13 protein-coding genes are annotated in these 16,822 nt (G+C 68.1%); 6 read left to right on the top strand and 7 right to left on the bottom strand.

Going from position 1 to position 16,822, the window contains the following annotated elements; translation table 11 throughout:
• Positions 1–17: 17 nt before the first annotated feature.
• The 6 genes from QMO14_RS01020 (at position 18) to QMO14_RS00995 (ending at position 5,686) form a co-directional block, all read left to right on the top strand.
• Entirely contained in the window at positions 18–995 is a 978-nt protein-coding gene (locus QMO14_RS01020) for a tripartite tricarboxylate transporter substrate binding protein (RefSeq protein ID WP_301503742.1), read from the top strand.
• 124 nt (positions 996–1,119) lie between these two features.
• On the top strand, positions 1,120–2,466 hold the full coding sequence (locus QMO14_RS01015) for an FAD-dependent oxidoreductase (protein WP_301503741.1): 1,347 nt from the start codon (positions 1,120–1,122) through the stop codon (positions 2,464–2,466).
• A gap of 53 nt (positions 2,467–2,519) precedes the next feature.
• Complete coding sequence (locus tag QMO14_RS01010) at positions 2,520–3,209, top strand: hypothetical protein (RefSeq protein WP_301503740.1); 690 nt, start codon at positions 2,520–2,522, stop codon at positions 3,207–3,209.
• Positions 3,210–3,291: 82 nt separating this feature from the next.
• On the top strand, positions 3,292–4,191 hold the full coding sequence (locus QMO14_RS01005; RefSeq protein ID WP_301503739.1) for an acyl-CoA thioesterase II: 900 nt from the start codon (positions 3,292–3,294) through the stop codon (positions 4,189–4,191).
• 37 nt (positions 4,192–4,228) lie between these two features.
• Positions 4,229–4,837, top strand: a complete 609-nt coding sequence (locus QMO14_RS01000) for a glutathione S-transferase (RefSeq protein ID WP_301503738.1) — start codon at positions 4,229–4,231, stop codon at positions 4,835–4,837.
• A gap of 135 nt (positions 4,838–4,972) precedes the next feature.
• Positions 4,973–5,686 carry an SDR family oxidoreductase gene (locus tag QMO14_RS00995; RefSeq protein ID WP_301503737.1) on the top strand — a complete coding sequence of 238 codons (714 nt, stop codon included), beginning with the start codon at positions 4,973–4,975 and terminating at the stop codon, positions 5,684–5,686.
• 59 nt (positions 5,687–5,745) lie between these two features.
• Here QMO14_RS00995 and atpE read toward each other — a convergent pair whose 3' ends face one another.
• From atpE to QMO14_RS00960, 7 genes are all read right to left on the bottom strand, one after another.
• The gene (atpE, locus tag QMO14_RS00990) at positions 5,746–5,985 is read right to left on the bottom strand and encodes a F0F1 ATP synthase subunit C (RefSeq protein ID WP_012745530.1); all 240 of its coding nucleotides are present in this window, start codon (positions 5,983–5,985) and stop codon (positions 5,746–5,748) included.
• 265 nt (positions 5,986–6,250) lie between these two features.
• A complete protein-coding gene (locus QMO14_RS00985; RefSeq protein ID WP_301503736.1) occupies positions 6,251–10,957 on the bottom strand; it encodes an RICIN domain-containing protein in 4,707 nt (1,568 codons plus the stop codon).
• A 218-nt stretch (positions 10,958–11,175) separates the two neighbouring features.
• The gene (locus QMO14_RS00980; protein ID WP_301503735.1) at positions 11,176–12,027 is read right to left on the bottom strand and encodes a class I fructose-bisphosphate aldolase; all 852 of its coding nucleotides are present in this window, start codon (positions 12,025–12,027) and stop codon (positions 11,176–11,178) included.
• A gap of 48 nt (positions 12,028–12,075) precedes the next feature.
• Positions 12,076–13,089: an aldo/keto reductase gene (locus QMO14_RS00975; protein ID WP_301503734.1), complete on the bottom strand. Its 1,014-nt coding sequence runs from the start codon at positions 13,087–13,089 to the stop codon at positions 12,076–12,078.
• Positions 13,086–14,126 (bottom strand): ABC transporter permease, encoded by a 1,041-nt coding sequence (locus tag QMO14_RS00970; protein ID WP_301503733.1) that lies wholly within the window; start codon positions 14,124–14,126, stop codon positions 13,086–13,088. The genes QMO14_RS00975 and QMO14_RS00970 overlap by 4 nt, the downstream gene beginning before the upstream one ends.
• A complete protein-coding gene (locus tag QMO14_RS00965; RefSeq protein WP_301503732.1) occupies positions 14,123–15,646 on the bottom strand; it encodes a sugar ABC transporter ATP-binding protein in 1,524 nt (507 codons plus the stop codon). The genes QMO14_RS00970 and QMO14_RS00965 overlap by 4 nt, the downstream gene beginning before the upstream one ends.
• A complete protein-coding gene (locus QMO14_RS00960; RefSeq protein ID WP_301503731.1) occupies positions 15,643–16,689 on the bottom strand; it encodes a substrate-binding domain-containing protein in 1,047 nt (348 codons plus the stop codon). The genes QMO14_RS00965 and QMO14_RS00960 overlap by 4 nt, the downstream gene beginning before the upstream one ends.
• Positions 16,690–16,822 lie beyond the last annotated feature (133 nt).

The following is a 16,822-nucleotide window of genomic DNA, read 5'->3' as shown; positions in this document are numbered from 1 at the left end:
TTTCACACTTTTTCTCCATGCACGCCACAAAGAGAGCCCTCCTGATCGCCTGCGGCCTGGCCGCCACCGCCATGCTGCCGCTGAGCGCCAACGCCGACAACGCCGCCTGGCCGACCAAGCCGATCCGCCTGCTGGTGGGCTTCCCCGGCGGCTCCACGCCCGACATCGCCGCGCGCACCATCGCCGAGCCGCTGTCGAAGGCGCTGGGCCAGCCGATCGTGGTGGACAACAAGGCCGGCGCGTCGGGCAACATCGCGGCCGACCAGGTCGCCAAGGCCACCGACGACCACACGCTGGGCATCGTCATCAACGGCAACCTCACGTCGTCGAAGATGCTGTACCCCAAGCTGCCGTACGACCCGGTCAAGGACTTCACGTACCTCTCGCTGATCGCGACCGCCCCGCTGGTGCTGGTGGCGCAGAACAACCTGCCCTCGGGCGCCGCCTTCTTCGACGCAGGCCGCAAGGCCGGCGACAAGTGGAACTACGGCTCGGTGGGCATCGGCTCGGTCGGCCACCTGGGCATGGAGCTGCTCAAGACCCGCGTGCCCGGCTTCAAGCCCGAGCACGTGCCCTACCAGGGCAACCCGCAGGTCATCACCGCGATGCTGGGCGACCAGGTGCAGATGGGCCTGATCCCGCCGGGCGTGGCCATGCCGCAGATCAGGGCCGGCAAGCTCAAGGCCATCGGCCTCACGGGCGGGCGCAGCGCGCTGGTGCCCGAGATCCCGCCGCTGTCCGAAGCCGGCGTGAAGGACTTCAACCTCGAAGTGTGGGTGGCGCTGCTGGGCCCGTCCAACCTGTCGAAGGTGGCGCAGGCGCGCATCAGCCGCGAACTCGAGATCGTGATGAAGAGCCCCGAGGTGCGCCGCAAGCTCTTCGAGCAGGGCTGGCAGGCCGTGGGCACCTCGCCGGACGGCATGCGCACGCGCGTCAATGAAGAGGCCGCGATCATGACCAAGATCATCTCGGCACGCGGCATCAAGTTGCAGTGAGCGCACCCCCAGGCTTCGCGCACTTCGTGTCGCTTCGCCAACCCCCTTGCAGGGGGCAACACCGACGGACCGGCAAAGCTGGATCCGTGGTGTTTCCCGAACAGACATCCATGGACCTATTCGAATGACTTCCACATTGCATGAACCGGCGCGCGCGCTGCCGGTGTTCGGCGAATACGACGTGGTGGTGGTCGGTGGCGGCCCCGCCGGCATCGCGGCGGCGGTGAGCGCCGCGCGCCACGGTGCGAACACGCTGCTGGTGGAGCGCTACGGCTTTCTCGGCGGCATGGGCACGGCCGGCGGCGTCACCAACTTCGCGGGCCTGTACGGCAAGCGCAAGGGCGAGATGACGCAGCTGGTGCGCGGCGTGGTCGACGAACTCATCGACCGCATCGCCGGCTTCAACGGCATGAACCAGCCGCAGAACGGCATGGGCGGGCGCATCTGCGTGCGCTCGTACGACACCTCGGCCTACAAGCTGGCCGCCGACCAGATGCTGGACGAAGCGGGCGTGAAGCTGCTGTTCCATGCGCTGGCCGCCGCGGTCGTGCTCGACGGCAAGCGCATCGCGGCGCTGGTGGTCGAGACCAAGTCGGGCCGCCAGGCGATCCGCGCCAATGCCTTCATCGACGCCAGCGGCGACGCCGACGTGGCCGCCTTCGCGGGCGTGCCCTTCGAGGTGGGCGACGGCCACGGCAGCGGGCTCTTTCCGACCACCATGTTCCGCATCGGCCAGGTGGATGCGCCGGCCGCGCTGGAGGCGGTGGGCGAGTTCAAGGCCATCAACGACTTCATGGCGCGCGCCGAGCAGCAGAAGCCGGGCGTCTACAAGTTCCCGCGCGAGGGCGCGATCCTGCGGCCCAACAAGGACCCGCGCGAGTGGCGTGCCAACGTCACACAGATCCGCAACTCCGAGGGCCGCGCGATGAACGGCGTCGACGCGCGCGAGCTCAGCGAGGGCGAGCTCACGGGCCGCCGCCAGATCGCCGCGTACTTCGAGTTCCTGAAGGCCGAGGTGCCGGGCTTCGCGCAGTCGGCCATCGTCGAGATCGCGCCGCAGGTCGGCATCCGCGAGACGCGGCGCATCCAGGGGCTGTATGCGCTCGGGCGCGAGGACATCCTGGGCTCGGCGAAGTTCGACGACAACATCGGCCTGAACGCCTGGCCGATGGAGATGCACGCCGACGGCCGCATCGAGTGGGCCTTCCCGCGCGACGAGGACAACGCCTACAACCACCTGCCCTGGCGCATGCTGGTGCCGCGGACGCTCGACAACTTGCTGGTGGCCGGGCGCTGCGCGTCGATGACGCACGAGGGCCAGTCGGCCGCGCGCGCCAGCGGCGGCTGCTTCGTCATGGGGCAGGCCGCGGGCACGGCGGCGGCGTCGCTGGGCGCGGGCAACTTCGCGGCGGTCGACATCCCGGCGCTGCAGAAAAAGCTGGCCGCCGACGGCGTCGACCTCGACCGCTGAGCGCCGGGGCGCGCTAGAGTCCGGGGCTGGATGAACTCGACCCCGGACGAAACGTGAACCTCCCTTCGCAGCCGGCCATCACACGCCGCGTCCTCCTGGCCCTTTCGTGCGTTGCGTCCTGCATCGTGCTCTGGGGCTGCGCCAGCACGCCGGAGCGCGAGCCGGTCCACGGCAAGGAGGCGATGGTGAGCTTCCTCGCGAGCAAGGATGGCCGCAAGCTGGTCATCGTCGGCGAGAAGCACCACTACGTGTTCGACGGCGACCCGTCGGTGGCCTCGATGCTGCGCTGGGATGGTCATACGAAGATCTCGCCCGCGCTCGTCGGCGAATTCAAGGTGGCGCGCAACCAGAGCTTCGAGGGCCAGTACGTGCTGATGGCCTTCGACGCCGACCTCACGCCCGACGACCAGGCCTTCCTCACCCGCACCGGCTTCGCGAGGACCGACATGAAGTACGGTGACCGCACCGGCCCGGCCCTGCGCTACTTCGGCACCGTCAGGGGCAAGCGCTACGAGGCCGGCGTGCTGAAGGAAGGCGAGGGCGTCGACTTCTCGCGCACCCACTACCTGAACTACGTCGAGCAGGAAACCGCCACCGGCCCCGCCGACAAGGCCGCGCCCACGCCGGTGGGCCGCGCCGCCGACGGCTCGCTGGTGCTGGGCGGGGCGCCGCTGGCCGTGGTGCAGGGCGGCACGGACTACAGCTGCCGCGCTCGGCTCATGGATGTCTGCTTCTTCAAATAGCAGCCGCTGACAGGCCCGCGACAGCCGGCGGGCGCGGGCTTTGCTATGGTCGAGGGTTGCTTTCCGACTGCTTTCCCCTCCGATGACCACCGATCCCGCCACCGCCTCCCGCCTCGTCGACGAACTCGTCTCGCTCATGCAGCTCGAGCCACTGGGCGGCGACCGCTTCCTGGCCCAGAGCGAGGACATCGGCACGCCGGCCGTGTTCGGCGGCCAGGTGCTGGGCCAGTCGCTGATGGCCGCGAGCCTCACGGTGGGCGCCGAGCGCCCCGTGCATTCGATGCACGCCTACTTCCTGCTGCCGGGCGAGCATGCGCCCATCGAGTACAGCGTCGACCGCGTGCGCGACGGCCGCAGCTTCACCACCCGCCACGTGGTGGCGCGCCAGCAGGAGCGCATCATTTTCGAGATGTCGGCCTCGTTCCAGACCGTGGACGAGGGCGTCGAGCACCAGTTCGACATGCCCGAGGTGGCCGGCCCCGAGGGCCTCATCAGCGAGCTCGACCAGCGCATCGCCCTCGGCGACCGCCTGCCCGAGCCCTGGCGCACCAAGGCGATCCAGCCGCACGGCATCGAGTACCGCCGCGTCGACCCCGAGGACCTGATGACGCCGCTGCCGCGCCCGACCTCGGCGCAGAGCGCCATCTGGATGCGCGCCATCGCACCGCTGCCCGACGACCCGATGGTGCACCGCGCGCTGCTGGCCTACGCCTCCGACCACGGCCTGCTGCGCGCCGCGATGCTGCCGCACGGCCTGAGCTTCATGAGCGGCCAGGTGCGCCCCGCGAGCCTCGACCATGCGATGTGGTTCCACCGCGATTTCCGCATGGACGACTGGCTGCTGTACGTGCTCGACTCGCCCAGCGCGGGCGGCGCGCGCGGCCTGTGCCGCGGCAGCCTCTATGCGCGCGACGGCCGGCTCGTGGCCTCGGCCGCGCAAGAGGGCATGCTGCGCATCAGGAAGCCGGCGGCTCGCGCATAGTGCGTTCTGGCGACTCAGCCGAAACAAGGTCACCATCATGAAAATCTTCTTCTCCCCCGCTTCCCCCTTCGTGCGCAAGTGCATGGTCGTGGCGCACGAGCTCGGCGTAGCCGACCGCATCGAGAAGCTGCCCAGCGCGGCCGGCCCGGTGAAGCGCGATGCCACCATCATCCCGAAGAACCCGCTCGGCCAGGTGCCCACCTTCATCACCGACGACGGCCAGGTTCTGTTCGACAGCCGCGTGATCTGCGAGTACCTCAACGCCGCGCAGTCGGGCAAGCTGTTTCCGGCCGATGGCAAGGAGCGCTGGGCCCGCCTCACCGAACTCGCCCTTGCTGACGGCATGACCGGCGCCGCGCTGCTCGCACGCTACGAGACCGTGCTGCGCCCCGAAGAGCTGCGCTGGTCCGACTGGACCGACGGCCAGCTCGCCAAGGTACGCACCGGCCTCGAATGGCTGGAGACCGCCGCGCCTTCGTTCGGCGACCGCGTCGACATCGGCACCATCGCCTTCGGCTGCGCGCTGGGCTACATGGACTTCCGCTTTCCCTCGGTGGACTGGCGCGCCGAAGCGCCGAACAGTGCGAAGTGGTTCAAGGTGTTCAACCAGCGGGCTTCGATGCAGGCGACCTTGCCGACAGCCTGATCTTCGTTTCAATCGCGGGAGCGGAGCACCCGGAGTCATTCGTACGCACTCCCGGCGCACCCGCAAGTCCCCGTCTGGCGGGAGACTGGATTCCTTGGCTAAATGCGTTCTCTCGCATGAACCAAGGAATCACGAATGTCTTCTGAAGACCAGAAAAGAGTAGCCATCGTCACCGCCGGCGGCAGCGGCATGGGCGCCGCCGCGGCGCGCAAGCTCGCTGACGACGGCTTCCGCGTGGCCATCCTCTCGTCGTCGGGCAAGGGCGAGGCGCTGGCCGCCGAGCTCGGCGGCATCGGCGTGACGGGCTCGAACCAGTCGAACGACGACCTGAAGCGGCTGGTCGACAAGGTCGTGGCGCAGTGGGGCCGCGTCGACGTGCTGGTCAACAGCGCAGGCCACGGGCCGCGCGCGCCCATCCTCGACATCACCGACGAAGACTGGCATCGCGGCATGGACGTGTACCTGCTGAGCGCGGTGCGTCCCGCTCGGCTGGTCGCGCCGCTGATGGTGCAGCAGGGCGGCGGGGCCATCATCAACATCTCCACTTTCGCGGCCTTCGAGCCCGACCCTGTGTTTCCCACCTCGGGCGTGTTCCGCGCGGGCCTCGCGGCCTTCACCAAGCTCTTCGCCGACACCTACGCCGCGAAGAACGTGCGCATGAACAACGTGCTGCCCGGCTTCATCGACAGCCTGCCGGAGAAGGCCGAGTTCCGTTCGCGCATTCCGATGGGCCGCTACGGCAAGAGCGCGGAGATCGCGGCCGTCATCGGCTTTCTCGCCTCGGAAGGCGCGGGCTACATCACGGGCCAGAACCTGCGGGTGGACGGCGGTATCACGCGCTCGGTGTAGCGGCCCGAGGCACAAGGCGGCGCCGGGCGCCGCCTCGTGCTCGTGGCCGGTCAGGCCGATCAGCCGAAGGGATTTGCCGTCGCGAACCACAGGCCGATGCCGGTGGCGATGATGAACGCGCCGTCGGTCACGCCCGCCACCAGGAAGAACTTGGTCTGCAGCGTGTCGACCAGTTCGGGCTGGCGCGCTGTGCTCTCGAGGAACTTCTGGCCGACCAGCCCGATGCCCAGGCACGAGCCGAGGGCTGCGACGCCGATCAGCAGGGCCACCGCGAGGGGAAGGATGTTGAAGCCGGTCATGGGATGTTTTCTCCTGGTTGGTTGGTGAATCGAGCCACTGATTGCCTGCTCGATGCACGTACTTTCCCAGAGCGCCCGCGCACGGTCCATGACGTGGGAGGTCATGGCTGACGCGCAGCGGATGCGGCGTCACAAAGAAAAAAGCCGCCCGTGAAAACGGGCGGCTCCTTCGCGGAACACCGCGGAACCGGCTTGGCCGGGCCGCAGGTGTTGCCCCCGGAAGGGGGAAGGCGCGCGCGACACGAAGTGCGCGAAGCCTGGGGGTTTACTGAAGTTGTGTCCAGTTCTGGTTGTTGCCCCCGTTGCAGGTCCAGGTGATCAGCGCGGTGTCCTGCGCGGTCGCGTTGTTCGGCACGTCCAGGCACGAGCCCGAGGCCCGGTTGCGCAGGGTCGAACCGACCAGGCTCCACTGTGTGGTGTTGCCGGCCGAGCAGGCCAGCTGCACCACCGCGGCGTTGGTCGTCGCGGTGCCGCTCTGCGCCAGGCACAGGCCGCTGTGCTCGACCTTGAACTGCACGAAGCCGTCGTTGGTCTGCGTCATGGTGAAGCGCTCGTTGCCGTCATTGCCGCAGGGCCACTGCACCACCGTCGCGCCGCTGGCGGTGGAGGCGCCCTTGACGTTCACGCACAGGTTGCTGTGGTTCGAGCGGATGCGCGAGACCACCGGCGTCGGGTCGTTGTCGAGCGAACGCACGTATTCGCGCAGCGCCACCACGTCGTTGGACGGCAGGCTGGAGGCGTTGCCGTGGCCGCTCGTGAGAACGTCCTGCAGCGTGGCCGCCTGGCCGTTGTGGAAGAACGCGGTGGTGTTCCAGGTGCCCAGCAGCGTCGGCGTGTCGAAGCCCACGCCCGCCAGCGGCTGGTTCAGGCCCTTGCCCGAGGAGGCCTGGATGGTGCCCACGTCGTGCCGCAGGCCGTCGCGGAAGGTGGCGCCGGTGTGGCAGGTCGCGCACTGGGCCGTGTTGAACACGGTCTGGCCGCGCGCCGCGTCCACGCTGAGGCTGCCGTCCGCCGCGCGTGCCGGACTGCGCATGAACTTGTTCAGCGAAGTCAGGTAGGCCGCCAGGTCGTCGAGCTGCACGCTCTTTCCGGCCTTGGGCGCGCCCAGCGGGTCGGAGGTGGCTGCGAAGTCCGCGTTGGTCAGGAAGCCGGTGCCGCCGAACTCGTTGCGGATGTCGTTCTCGAAGTCCTGCAGCTCGTCGAAGTTGGCCGTCCAGTGCAGCTTGCCGTGGCCCATGCCGCGCCGGCCCTGCAGGCTGATGGTGCGGCGCAGGCCCTCGCCGCGCTGGGTGAAGTCCCACACCATGCCGTCGTCGCCGCCGTCCGCGTGGCAGCTCGCGCAGGAGATGTAGTTGTCCTTGCTCATGCGGCGGTCGGAGGCGTTGTAGAACACCTGCTTGCCGCGCAGCGCCGCCGCCGACATGGGTTCCGCGGCCACCGTCGACACCGTCTGCAGGAAGACCGGCACATTGGTCTGCGACGACAGCACCGAAGCCACGTCGTGCACCGTCACCGAGCGCGCCAGGAAGTTGTTGACGAACAGGCGCTTGCGCACCGCGTCGAGGTACAGGCCGTGCGGCGCGCTGCTGGCGTTGATCTCGCCTCGCACCGCGCGGCTGTACGGATCGACGATCGCGACGCGGTTGCCTTCCATCTGCGCGACGAACAGGTAGTCGCCCGAGGGTGAGAAGAGCGCCGCGCGCGCCGGTGCCCGGTCGTCGAAGTCGATCTGCTCGCCGAACTCCTCCGCCGCCGTCTGCAGGTTGACCTGCGACAGGATGGAGCGCACCGTCTGGTCGTGCACCAGGTTGTTGCCGTCGCGGAATTTGCCGCGCACGATGTTGTCCTTCTTCGAGGGCAGCACGGCGCGGGCGCCGTCGGGCGAGATCACCACCTGGCTCAGGTAGTTGGCCACGCCGCGCGCGCGGTTCTCGGTATCGATCGTGGTGGTGTCCACCGGCAGCGCGATCGTGCTCATAGCGCTCATGCTCTGCAGGTTCACCTTGTGCAGCTGGCCGCCCGTCATCTTCGACTTGAAGCGCGTGACGTAGGCCACCTGCGAGCCGGATTCGACCGCGATGCCGCGCAGCGCGCCGTCGAGCGCGACCGCGCCGGTGGTCGTGCCGTTGCTCGGGTTGAAGCTCATCAGCACCGACTTGCTCTCCATCGTCAGCAGGCCCTTGGTGCCGTCGGGCGTGAAGGCCACGCCGTAGGGGCCGCTGCCGTAGGCCAGCGGCACGGTGGCCGAGAGGCTGCCGTCGGCGGCGTTGAGCACCACCAGCTTGTCCTCGCCCTGCACCGCGACCCAGATGCGCCCGTCGGGGCCGACGGCCAGCGTCTTCGGTTCGTCGCCCACGCGCACTTCCCAGCGCTTGACCAGGCTCTGCGAGTCGAGGGCGGCGACCGTGCCGCTGTCGGGGTTGACCGAGTACACCGAGTTGGCGTCGCCCGCGATGTTGGTGGTGTGCGTGGGCGCATTCGCCGTCACCGGCATGATCACCGTGAGGTTGTAGGTGTAGAAAGTCTCGCGGCCGTTGGCGTCCTTCACCGTCAGCGTCACCGTGAAGTGGCCGGGGCGCGTGTAGGTGTAGGTGTAGTTCGACTGGTTCGAGTAGGCCGTCTGCGTGCCGTCGCCGAAGTTCCAGCGGTACTGCGCGCCGCTGCTGCCCAGCGTGGCCGGGTTGAACACCAGCTGGCCGTTGACCAGCTTCGGCCCGCCGCCGATGCCCGGATCGCCGATGATGGCCTGGCTGCGCAGCGTGCTCACGTCGGTGTCGCTGAGGACACGGCCATAGACGCGCACTTCCGCCAGCGTGCCCTTGAAGAGCGCTGCGTTGCCCTGGATCTGGCCGAGTACGGCGAACTTGTTCGACAGGCCCTTGTTGCCGGTGGGGCCGGTGGAGGAGGTCTTCACGCCGTCCACGTAGAGGGCCTGCGCGCCGGAGGCGGCGTCGCGCGTCATCACCACGTGGTGCCAGTTGCCGTCGTTCACCGCCGCGGTGGAGGCGGTGCCGGCGTCGTTGCCCACCGAGAGCTTGATGCGCCCGCCGTTGTCGAGCCAGCCCCAGAAGACATCGTCGGCACCTGAGGGCTGGTCGCGCCCGAAGATGCCGGGCGCGGTCCAGGAGTTGGCGCCGCCGGCCTGCGTGGTCTTCATGTAGAAGCTCACCGTGGCGCTGCCGCCGAGCACGGTGGCCACGCTGTCGCTCTTGAGCGTCACGCCGGCCGTGCGGTTCGCGAAGTTCAGGCCGATGCTCTCGAAGGCGTCGCCCGTGGCGGGCGTGCCGTTGTTGTTGCCGATCTGGTCGGAGAGATTGCCTGCCAGCGTCCAGTAGTGCATCAGGCCGATCTCGGCGGCGTTGCCGGTGTGGAACACCGACTTGTAGTCCGCGCCGATGGCGTTGCCCGCATAGTCCTTCACGCCGTTGGCCGGCAGGAACACCTCGTAGCTGGTGCCCGGCTGCAGCGGCTGCGCCGGGTGGAAGTTGATGATGCCTAGCTGCACGCTGTAGGTGCCCGCCAGCGTGTTGCCGCCCACCGGACGCACGATGAAGGTGTTGGAGTTCACGCTCTCGGGCAGGATGCTGTCGCTCATGCCCAGGCCGATGCGCGAGGTCAGCGCCTGCTGCTTCGCGTTGCTGGCGGGCGAGACCTGCCTCACTTCGGGCTTGGTGGTGTCGGGGTCGACCTGGTGCACGACGAAGCCGCTGCCCGAGCCGTGGTCGTTGCCCACGAAGATCAGGTTGCCGAAGGCCGCGACCTGGCCGTTGTCGGAGTGCGAGAAGTTCGGGTCGTCCTCGCGCAGGATGCTGCCGCGGCCCACCTCGACGTGGTTCAGCGGATTGCTCACGTCGACCTTGTGGATGTACGTCTGCGCGCCCTGGATGACGTAGTTGTCCTGCGTGGCGCAATAGAGCTGCTCGTCGATGACGAGGCGGTTGTCCTCGGCCAGGAAGTGCGAGCGGTCGCTCAGGTCGTAGCTGTACATCTTCGCGCCGCCGCCGCGCGCCGAGGCGTGCAGGGTCTTGCCGTCGAAGCAGGTGGCGTAATAGTTGGGGTTGGAGCCCACCGCGTCCAGCACCTTGGGGTTCAGCGGATCGGAGATGTCCAGGCTGGAGAAGCCCGCGGTGTTGTCCATCGAGCTCAGCACCATGTGGTTGCCGATGGTGAAGATCGGCCCGACGCGGAAGCCGCCGAGTTCGCCCGTGGGCACCGGATTGGGCTTGTTCGCGCCGCGGTTCGCCACCACCGCGTTGGCGGGGTCAGAGGCGTCGACGATGAAGATGCCGCGGCCCGCCGAGGCCACGTACACGTAGGGCGCCTGCCACCACAGCTGCCAGGCCACGTTCTCGTAGTCGCCGCCGTTGACGCCGGGCAGCGCCAGTTTCTTCACCTGCTTGATGTCGTTGACGTCGGTGAAATCCCAGAACTCGATGCCGTTGATGCTGGGCAGCGTCACGTAGGTCTTGCCTCCGATCTTCGCGGTGCCGAAGGAGTGCGTCTCGCGGAACTCCTGCGTGCGGCCCTCGGGCTCGTAGATCTTCTTCACCAGCTTGATCTGGCGGGGGTTCGAGATGTCGTACACAAGGAAGCCGCCCGGGCCCAGGCCGCTGTCCGGCGCGAAGGAGGTCAGGAAGTAGCCGTTGACCATGATGCCCGCGTTCATGCCGTAGTCCTTGCGGCCCGGGTAGGTGGCGGGAACCTCGCGCGACTCGTAGGCGCTGCTGTGCGCCGGGTCCAGCGGGTGCGCCGCGCTGGTGATCATCGACACGGGCTTGAACAGCTCGGCCGATGTGTAGGTGAGATTGCCCAGGCCCGGCCCCTGCAGCGGCAGCGGGTCGGCCACGGCTTCGGCCATTGCCGTCGCCATGTTGTTCAGGGTCGTCATCGGACTGACCCCGGTGATTGCCGCGTGCGTTAGCAGCGTGACGAACGGCAGCAGGAACGCCATCAAGTAATACCGGATTTTCATCGTCGCCTCCAGGTTGTTTGAAGTCCGCAGGGGAACCGTTTTCTTCTTGGCCAACTAACTCCGTGTTGCTCTTGTCGCTTTGTCTCTTCCTTGCCCGCCTGCGCAGGCGCGATGCAAAACGCGCGCGCAGGACGCACCCCGGCGGGCGACGCATCCGCCGCCCGCCGTGAGCTCTCTTCCTTCTTTCTTCCTCCTAAGGAGGGCGCGTCTTCGTCATGTCATTTCGCGCCACCCGATTCGTAGATGTCCCATGCCTCCTTGGCGCTGGCGCCGCGGTGGATCATGGCCATCAGCGCGTCCACCACCGCCGACGGATTGCCGTGCTGGTAGACGTTGCGTCCGTACACCATGCCGACGGCGCCTTCGTCCATCAGCACGCGCGAGCGCGCGAACACCTGCTGCAGGTCTTCGCGGCCGCCGCCGCGCACGAGCACGGGGCAGCGCGCGGCCTGCACCACGCGGTGGAAGTCCGCGGGGTCGGTGGTGGGGTCCGCCTTGATGATGTCGGCGCCCATGTCGCGCGCCAGGCGCACCAGCGTGACGATCTTCTCGGCGTCGCCGTCCACCGAGTAGCGGCTGCCGGCGGAGGGCGCCTGCATCACCAGCGGCTCGATCATCAGCGGCATGCCGTAGCGGTCGCAGTCGGCGCGCACGCGGGCGATGTTCTGCACGCACTGGCGGAACAGGTCGGGCTCGTCGGGCAGCATGAAGAGGTTGACCACCACGCAGGCGGCGTCGCGCTGCACGGCCGGCAGCACCGGGTCGTGCTCGTTCTGCAGCACGGCCCACATCACGCGGTGCCGCGTGGCGTTGTAGGGGTTGCCCATGTCGATGCGCATCACCAGGGCAGGCTTGTCGCGGCCCGGGCGGTCCTGCAGCAGGTCGGACTGGCCATAGTTGAGCTGGATCGCGTCAGGGCCGGCGGCCAGCAGGCGTTCCATCACCGAGGGCATGTCTTCCAGCCCCTCGAGGAAGCTGGGCTCGTTGCACACGCCGTGGTCGAGCGCGATGTCCAGGCAGCGCCCGTTGTTGAGCAGCCGGTTCAGGCGTGCGGTCTTGTCCTTCGACATACGAAAGAAATCCTTGCTTGTTGGTGTGTGACGGAAAAAGAAGAGGGCTCAGCCGAGCGAGCCCAGGTGCCTGCTTGCCGCGCCGTCGATGAGCCGCAGCGCCTCGTCGTGCAGGCGCACCGAACCCGCGCCCGCGTTCTCGATGGCCTGCTTGCTCGCGCGTGCGCCGCACAGCGCCACCGACACGCTGCCGCGCGCCAGCGTCCAGGCGATCATCAGCTGGCCGAAGGAGCACTCGAGCTGCCTGCGCAGCGGCTCCAGCTCCTCGAAGAAGGCCTTGAGCTTCGCGCGGTTCTGCGCGCTGAAGCGCGGGTTGGCGGCGCGCTGGTCGTCGCCGGTGAACTTGCGTTCGGGGTCGATGGGGCCGGCGAGCAGGCCCAGCGCGAGCGAGGAGTAACCCAGCACCGCTACGTTGTGTTCGGTGCAAAGCGGCACCAGCGTCTGCTCGATCTCGCGGTCGATCAGGCTGTAGCGTTCCTGGGCCGCGTCGACAGGACCGTACCGCAGGTACTCGGCCAGCGTCTCGGGGCTCACGTTGCTCACGCCGATGGCGCGGATCTTTCCCTGCTTCTTGAGCTCGAGCAGCGCGTCCATGGTTTCGGCCACGGGCGTGGTGGCGTCCTGCCAGTGCGTGATGTAGAGATCGATGTAGTCGGTCTGCAGGCGCTTCAGGCTCTCTTCGGCTTCATGAATGATCGACTCGCGCCCGAGGTAGCGGTACACCGGATGGCCGTCTTCTTCGAAGAAGTGCGTTCCCTGTTGGGTGTGCCACACCAGCCCGCACTTGGTGGCGATCACCGCCTCGTGGCGGCGGCCCTTGAGCGCGGTACCGACGATGCTCTCGGAGCGGCCCAGGCCGTAGGCGGGCGCGGTGTCGATCAGGTTCACGCCCGCGTCCAGCGAGGCCTGGATCGCGAGCACGGCGGCCGCGTTGTCGCCGCCGCCCCACATCCATCCGCCCATGGCCCACGTGCCCAGGCCGATGGCCGAGCACTCGATGCCCGAGGGGCCGAGAACGGTCTTCTTCATGTTCGATGCGTTGATGGTGCTGCTGTTGCTCATCGCTTGGTCTTTCTCGTGTTCATGAGGTGGTCGATGGTCACGGCCGCGAGCAGGATCAGGCCCTTGATCACGTCCTGCCAGTAAGGCGACACGTCCAGCAGGATCAGCGAGCTGGTCACCACCGACAGCAGCGCCAGGCCCAGCACCGCGCCGAGCACCGTGCCCGAGCCGCCCTTGAGGCTGGCGCCGCCGATCACCGCGGCGGCGATCACGTTGAGCTCCATGCCCACGCCGAAGGTGGGCGTGGCGGCACCGAAGCGCGCGGTGTAGATCACGCCCGCAAGGCCCGCCGAGGCCGCGCACAGCACCGTGACCCAGAACTTGACGTGGCCCACGCGGATGCCGGAATAGAGCGCCGCCTTCTCGTTGCTGCCGGTGTAGAACACGCGGCGCAGGAGGGAGGAGCGGCGCAGCACGAAGTCGCTCACCACCACGATGGCCAGGAAGATCAGGATCACCGCCGGAACGCCGAAGAGCGTGCCCTGGCCGATGAACTTGAACTCGGCCGGCAGCGAGAACAGCGACTGCGGCGTGCCCTGCGTGAGCGCCAGGCACAGGCCGCGCACGATCACCATGAAGGCCAGCGAGGCGATGAAGTGGTTCAGGCCGATGCGCGTGACGCAGCCGCCGATCATCGCGCCGATGCCGGCGCTTGCGGCAATGGCGATGAGCCCCGCCGTCCACGGGTCGAAGCCCATGAGGAAGAGCTTGCCGGTGACCACCATCGCGAAGCACACCACCGAGCCCACCGACAGGTCGATGCCGCCCACGATCAGCAGGATGGTCATGCCCACCACCACGATGCCCTCGATGGAGAACGACAGCAGCATCGCGCGCACGTTGTCCCATGTGAGGAAGTAGGGCGACGCGAAGCTCATGCCCACGCACAGCGCGGCGATGATGATCAACAGGCCCAGCTCGCGCATGCTGGCGAGTCTGCTGGCGGGTTTCACGGGGTCTCCTTTGCCTCCTCCCTCGGTCGTCTGTCGTGGCGCGAGGCCGGCGGCTCCCGCGTCCAGTTGTGCTGGGTAGTTCATGCTGTCGTTTCCTCTTCGCAAAGTCCCGAGGCCAGCCGCAGCAGGGCCTCTTCCGTCATGTCCTTGTCTTGCACCTCGCCGGCGAGCCGGCCGTCGCGAATCACCAGCGCGCGGTCGCACAGGCCGATGATCTCGGGCAGCTCCGAGGAGATCACGATCACGCCCACGCCCTGGCCGGCCAGGTCGCGCAGGATGTGGTGGATCTCCGACTTGGCGCCCACGTCCACGCCGCGCGTGGGCTCGTCCATCAGCAGCACCGACGGGTTGGTGGCCAGCAGCTTGGCGATGGCCACCTTCTGCTGGTTGCCGCCGGAGAGGCTGGCCACGTCGATGTCCACGCCGTCCGATTTGAGCTTGAGCCGCGCCCCGAGGCTCACCGCCAGCTTGTGTTCGGCCGCGCGCTGCAGCAGGCCGAAGCGCGAGCTGACGCGCGCGAGCGCCATCGAGGCGATGTTCTGCGCGATCGGCAGGTCGAGGTACACGCCCGCCGCCTTGCGGTCTTCGCTGAGGTAGGCGATGCCTTCGCGCAGCGCGTCGCTGTACTTGCGGATGGTGAGCGGCCTGCCGCGCAGGCGCACGCTGCCGCCGCGCGCCGTGCGCAGGCCGCAGATGGTCTCGGCGAGTTCGCTGCGGCCGGCGCCCATGAGGCCCGCGATGCCGAGGATCTCGCCGCGCTTCAGCCTGAACGACACGCCGTGCACGCGCTCGCCGTCGGAAATGTCCGTCACCTCGAGCACGTGCTCGCCCGATGCCGGCTCTTCCTGCTTGGGCGGGTAGTAGTTGCCCAGGTCGCGCCCGACCATGCGGCGCACCAGGCCGTCGGCGTCGAGTTCGGCCAGCGGGCCTGTGTGCACGTGGCGGCCGTCGCGCAGCACGGTGACGCTGTCGCAGTGCGCGAAGATCTCCGCCATGCGGTGGCTGATGTAGATGATGCCGATGCCCTGCGCCTTGAGGTCGTGCAGCACCCTGAAGAGCGCGGCCGATTCGTTGTCGGTGAGCGCGGCGGTGGGCTCGTCGAGGATCAGCACCTTGCAGTCGAGCGTGAGCGCCTTCGCGATCTCGATGAGCTGCTGCGTGGAGATGCTCAGGTCCTTCACCAGCGCGGCGGGGTCCACGTCCTGCCCCAGGCGCTGGAGCACCTTGGCTGCGCGTTCGTTGAGGCTCGCGTAGTTCATCCACGCGCTCCTGCCGGCGTTGATCTCCGGCATGAAGATGTTCTCGGCCACCGTGGCGTCGCCGCACAGGGCGATCTCCTGGTGGACCAGGCCGATGCCCAGGCGCATCGCGTGCGCGGGGCCGTCGATGGCCACCACCTGGCCGTCGAGCGCGATCGTGCCCTCGTCCGGCTGGTGGATGCCGTCGATGATGTTCATCAGCGTGGACTTGCCCGCGCCGTTCTCGCCGCAAAGGGCGTGGATCTCGCCGCGGCGCAGCGAGAAGTCCACGCCCGAGAGTGCGCGCGAAGCGCCGAAGCGCTTGCTGATGCCGCGCAGTTCGAGCAATGCGCCCACTGCGGTCACTCGCCGATTCCCTTGGTGCCGCGGCGGGCGAGGTACTTGTCCCAGTAGAAGTCGTCGGCGTTGGCCTTGCTGACCACCGACAGGCCGTTGTCCAGGAAGGGCACGGCCATCGGGTTGGTGCCGTTGCGCTTGGCGTCGTTCATCGGGTCGATGAGCGTGGGGTTCTTGGCCAGGAACAGCATCATCATGCCCATGTAGCCCTGCATGCCCTGGTTGGGGTTGATGGCGCCGAACACGTCGCCCGACTTGATCATGTCGAGGATCTTGGCGTTGACGTCGCAGCACATCACCTTGATGTTCTTCTTGGTCTCCACCTTGGCCTGCGCCGCGCCCAGGGCCGAGTTGGCCTCGGGCATGAAGAGGGCGCCCAGGTTCGGGTTGGCCTGCGCGAGGCTCAGCACCGCCTGGTAGGCCTTGTTCGGGTCCTGGTTGCTGGCCGCGCGGCCCACCAGCTTCATGCCGGGGTGCTTGGCCTTCATGCGGTTGACGAAGGCGGTGATGCGGCGGTCGTGGTTGTCCTGGCCGGGGTTTTCCAGCACCGCGTATTCGCCCTTGCCGCCCAGCGAGGCGGCGATGGCGTCGGCCGCCTGGTTGCCTTCGCGGTCGTTGTCGGAGGTGACGAAGGAGGTGCGCTTGGAGTTGGGCGAGTCGGCCGCGAAGGTGACGACCGGGATGCCCATCGCCGCGGCGCGGTTGATCGGCTCGATGAAMGGGTCGGGGTTCATCGGGTGCAGCAGGATGCCCGCGGGCTTGCGCGCCAGTTCCTGCTCGAAGGACGCGAGCTGCTTGTTCACGTCGTACTCCGGCGTGCCGGTGTAGCGGGTGCGAACGCCCAGCGTGCGGCCGAGCTGCTTCATCATTTCGTAGACCGGAAACCAGTACTCGACCCCCGACACCATCACGTTCATCACGTAGACGTCGCTGGGGTTGCCGCGCAGCCCGCCGCCGGCCGCGGGGGCTGCTGCCTGCTGCTGCGCGAATGCGCTGGCGCCGGCCAGGCCGATGCCGGCTGCCGCGGCGGACTTCAGGAAATTACGCCTCATTTTTTGTCTCCTCACGTTGGGTGGGCTCAGCTTGCGATGCTGCTTTTCAGGGCAGCGCTTTGATGCTCTGCGTCACGACAGTTGTTATGACAGGCTAGAATGTACGCGCTGCCCGTTTGACGGGATAACTAGG

Origin of the sequence: Variovorax sp. CAN15, assembly GCF_030462475.1 — a bacterium.
Classification (GTDB): Bacteria; Pseudomonadota; Gammaproteobacteria; order Burkholderiales; family Burkholderiaceae_C; genus Variovorax.
This window is presented reverse-complemented; position numbering and strand designations above follow the sequence as displayed.

Excerpts from the sequence above, each read along its gene's own strand:
- atpE (WP_012745530.1), bottom strand. The coding sequence starts at position 5,985 with ATGACCGGCTTCAACATCCTTCCCCTCGCGGTGGCCCTGCTGATCGGC.
- QMO14_RS01000 (WP_301503738.1), top strand. The coding sequence starts at position 4,229 with ATGAAAATCTTCTTCTCCCCCGCTTCCCCCTTCGTGCGCAAGTGCATG.
- QMO14_RS00995 (WP_301503737.1), top strand. The coding sequence starts at position 4,973 with ATGTCTTCTGAAGACCAGAAAAGAGTAGCCATCGTCACCGCCGGCGGC.
- QMO14_RS01005 (WP_301503739.1), top strand. The coding sequence starts at position 3,292 with ATGACCACCGATCCCGCCACCGCCTCCCGCCTCGTCGACGAACTCGTC.
- QMO14_RS01020 (WP_301503742.1), top strand. The coding sequence starts at position 18 with ATGCACGCCACAAAGAGAGCCCTCCTGATCGCCTGCGGCCTGGCCGCC.
- QMO14_RS00975 (WP_301503734.1), bottom strand. The coding sequence starts at position 13,089 with ATGAGCAACAGCAGCACCATCAACGCATCGAACATGAAGAAGACCGTT.
- QMO14_RS01015 (WP_301503741.1), top strand. The coding sequence starts at position 1,120 with ATGACTTCCACATTGCATGAACCGGCGCGCGCGCTGCCGGTGTTCGGC.
- QMO14_RS00970 (WP_301503733.1), bottom strand. The coding sequence starts at position 14,126 with ATGAACTACCCAGCACAACTGGACGCGGGAGCCGCCGGCCTCGCGCCA.
- QMO14_RS00980 (WP_301503735.1), bottom strand. The coding sequence starts at position 12,027 with ATGTCGAAGGACAAGACCGCACGCCTGAACCGGCTGCTCAACAACGGG.
- QMO14_RS00985 (WP_301503736.1), bottom strand. The coding sequence starts at position 10,957 with ATGAAAATCCGGTATTACTTGATGGCGTTCCTGCTGCCGTTCGTCACG.